Source organism: Treponema sp. R6D11 (genome assembly GCF_054786075.1).
Window position 1 is genome coordinate 1 of the sequence record NZ_BDHD01000979.1, and the last position, 422, is coordinate 422.

Here is a 422-nt window from a genome sequence, read left to right on the forward strand (position 1 = left end):
GGATATAACACCTTTGGCTTTCTTCTGTACGGCTATAAGTGCCATTATTATATATGCTATAGGTATTGCTCTTCTTGGTTGGAAACTTTCTGACAAACTTCCATTTGCTCCTTTTATGTTTTCAGGCGCAATATCCGCAGTTTTCCTTAATTTGCTACATGGAAATGGTTAACTTGAATATGTATTTAATATATTTAACACTCAATGGAAATCGCCCCATCTGCTTCCTGTTTCTACGCTCACTCTCAAGGGAATACTTAACGCCGCCGCTTGTTCCATTTCTGTTTTAATCAATATTGATGTTTTCTCGGCATCGTCTTTTGGACACTCTAGGATTAATTCATCGTGAACTTGTAATAAAAGGCGAGCTTTGCTTTTTCGGCGGCAAGTTTTTTGTCTAAGTTAAGCATTGCCATTTTTAC

Annotated in this window: 1 protein-coding gene; it reads right to left on the reverse strand. The window is 37.4% G+C overall.

Annotated features, from left to right (window positions below):
- Window positions 1-201 precede the first annotated feature (201 nt).
- Entirely contained in the window at window positions 202-336 is a 135-nt protein-coding gene (locus tag ACYVTD_RS17095; RefSeq protein WP_461248841.1) for a hypothetical protein, read from the reverse strand.
- Window positions 337-422: the final 86 nt, after the last annotated feature.